At 64.7% G+C, this 3,001-nt stretch carries 2 protein-coding genes; both read right to left on the bottom strand.

Annotated elements, in window-relative coordinates; all coding sequences use genetic code 11:
* Positions 1–1,058 (bottom strand): hypothetical protein (locus K0M70_RS07490; RefSeq protein ID WP_290781131.1); only part of this gene is annotated, 1,058 nt, incomplete at its 3' end.
* Between the two features lie 173 nt (positions 1,059–1,231).
* The coding region (gene pnp / locus K0M70_RS07485; RefSeq protein ID WP_290781129.1) for a polyribonucleotide nucleotidyltransferase at positions 1,232–3,001 on the bottom strand (1,770 nt) is incomplete at its 5' end.

The following is a 3,001-nucleotide window of genomic DNA, read 5'->3' as shown; positions in this document are numbered from 1 at the left end:
GGGTTGAGCAGCGAGACCGGGGCACCCGGCGTGGCGTTGATTTCCTCGGCGTACACCAAGGGCGCGCCGGGGACGGCGTCGAGTTCGACGCCCTGGGCGATCGGGGCGACGAAGCCAGTCGGCGCGAACATATCGCCCGACGCGATGGGGGTAGAGCCCACGGGCACGGTGCCAGTGATGGTGTTGGTCGCTGGATCGATGATGTAGGTCACGTTGGCGGATGCGCCTGCGACATAGAGCTTCGACCCGTCGGGCGTAATGGAGACGCCGTCCGTACGGTTAGAGGGCGTTGGGATGGTCGCGACAACGGCATCCGTTGCAACATCCACCACCAGCACGCCGCCGCCATTCCACCTGCTCAGATACACCACCGAGCCATCAGCACTGAATGCGGCGTCGGAATTGCTGGCGGTGCCGGGGACAGAGGTCGTTGTTCCCGTGTTCAGATCGATCACGCCCACCTGGCCGGCGAAGAAGCTCGAGGTGTACGCCTTGCTGCCATCGGGCGAGATGGAGACGTGCCAAGGGTTGTTGGTCTGGACATAGCTGCCCACGATCGCGTGGGTCGCCGTGTCGATGATGCGCACGAGATTCGCGCTTTGGTCGGCGACCAGCACCTGCGAGCCGTCCGGCATGACGTCCAGGTACCACGCGCTGCTGAAGCCGCCGATGGTCGCGGTCACCGTATTGGTCGCGGCCTCGATGACAGAAACCGATGCGCTGCTGGAGTTTACGATGTAAGCCTCGCTACCGTCGGGCGTAACCACGGCGCCAATAGGCGCAGCGCCAACCGCGACCGTCGCGATGACCGTGTTGGTGCTGGTGTCGATGACACTGACGCTGGCGCTGCCGCGATTGGTAACGTAAGCCCGGCTACCGTCCGGCGACACGGCGACGCCCCACGGCTGGCCGCCGACGGGAATCGTGGCGATCACGGTCTGCGTGGCGTCATCGATGACCGAGACGTTGTTCGAACCGGCGTTGGGGACGTACGCATAGGGCTGAGCGGCGGCGTGAGTGGCGCCAATCAGCAGTGCAATGGTCAAGACAAAACGCATGGATATCCCCCTGTGGGACGATTAAGAGGCGCGAGTCTGCGCGCTGCGCCATGAAGTGTCCATGACGTGTGAGACAAGTGCAGCCCGCGTCGTCCGTTTCCGGGATTCCGTCGTACAAAAGAAAAAGCGGGCCGAAGCCCGCTTTCTCGGATCGTGCAAAGTGCAGCGGGGGCTTACAGGCCCTCGCCCTCCTCGACGGCCTTCATCGACAGGCGGATGCGGCCCTGCTTGTCGACTTCCAGCACCTTGACCTTGACCACGTCGCCTTCCTTGAGCTTGTCGGAAACCTTCTCGACGCGCTCGTTGGAGATCTGCGACACGTGCACCAGGCCGTCCTTGCCCGGGGCGATGGTGACGAACGCACCGAAGTCCATGATCTTGGCGACCTTGCCTTCGTAGATGCGACCCGGCTCCACGTCGGACGTGATCGACTCGATGCGCTCCTTGGCGGCCTGCGCAGCGGCGGCGTTCACCGACGCGATGACGATGGTGCCGTCGTCCTGGATGTCGATCTGGGTGCCGGTTTCCTTGGTGATGGCCTGGATGACCGAGCCACCCTTGCCGATCACTTCGCGGATCTTGTCCGGGTGGATCTTCATGGTCAGCAGGCGCGGGGCGTACTCGGACATCTCCGTGCGGGAGGTCGAGATGACCTTGGCCATTTCGCCGAGGATGAACAGGCGGCCCTGCTTGGCCTGGGCCAGCGCGACCTTCATGATCTCTTCGGTGATGCCGTCGATCTTGATGTCCATCTGCAGGGCGGAGATGCCGCCCTCGGTGCCCGCGACCTTGAAGTCCATGTCGCCGAGGTGATCTTCGTCACCCAGGATGTCGGACAGCACGGCGAAGTCGCTGCCTTCCTTGATCAGGCCCATGGCGATGCCGGCGACCGGCGCCTTGATCGGCACGCCCGCGTCCATCAGCGCCAGCGACGAGCCGCAAACCGAGGCCATCGACGACGAGCCATTCGACTCGGTGATTTCCGAGACCACGCGGATGGTGTACGGGAACGATTCCATGGTCGGCATCACGGCCTGGACGCCGCGGCGGGCAAGGCGGCCGTGGCCGATCTCGCGACGCTTCGGGCCCATCATGCGGCCGGCTTCGCCCACCGAATACGGGGGGAAGTTGTAGTGGAACAGGAAGTGGTCCTTCGACTCGCCTTCGACGGCGTCGATGACCTGGCCGTCGCGCGCGGTGCCCAACGTGGTGACCACGATGGCCTGCGTTTCGCCGCGGGTGAACAGCGCCGAGCCGTGGGTGCGCGGCAGGATGCCGGTCTTCACGGTGATCGGGCGGACGGTGGAAAGGTCGCGGCCGTCGATGCGGGTCTTGGTCTTGAGCACCGAGTCACGCATGGTGGAGTACTCGAACTCGCCGAATTCCTTGAACAGGTCGGCGGCGTTCCAGCCGTTGGCTTCGATCTGCGGGGCCAGCGAAGCGATGACTTCCTTCTTCACCGCCGAGATGGCTTCCTTGCGCTCGAGCTTGTCGCGCACCTGGAAGGCGGCTTCCAGCTTGTTGCCGATGGCGGCCTTGAGCGCGTCGATCGGGGCCTGCGCCTTTTCCGGCGCGGTCCAGGACCAATGCTTCACGCCCACTTCGGCAACCAGTTCGTTGATGGCGTTGATGACGACCTGCAGCTGCTGGTGGCCGAACATCACGGCGCCCAGCATCACGTCCTCGGACAGTTCCTTGGCTTCGGACTCCACCATCAGCACGGCGCCAGCGGTACCGGCGACCACGAGTTCCAGGTCGGAGGTCTTGAGTTCGGTCACGGTCGGGTTGAGCAGGTACTGGCCGTTGGCGTAGCCGACCTTGGCCGCGCCGATCGGGCCCGCGAACGGGATGCCCGACAGGGCCAGCGCGGCGGACGCGCCGATCAGGGCCGGGATGTCGCCGTGGATTTCCGGGTTCATCGACATCACGGTGGCGATGACCTG

Source organism: Arenimonas sp., from assembly GCF_019459675.1.
GTDB lineage: Bacteria > Pseudomonadota > Gammaproteobacteria > Xanthomonadales > Xanthomonadaceae > Arenimonas.
Note: the sequence above shows the minus strand (reverse complement) of the source record. Positions and strands in the feature narration are given on the sequence as shown.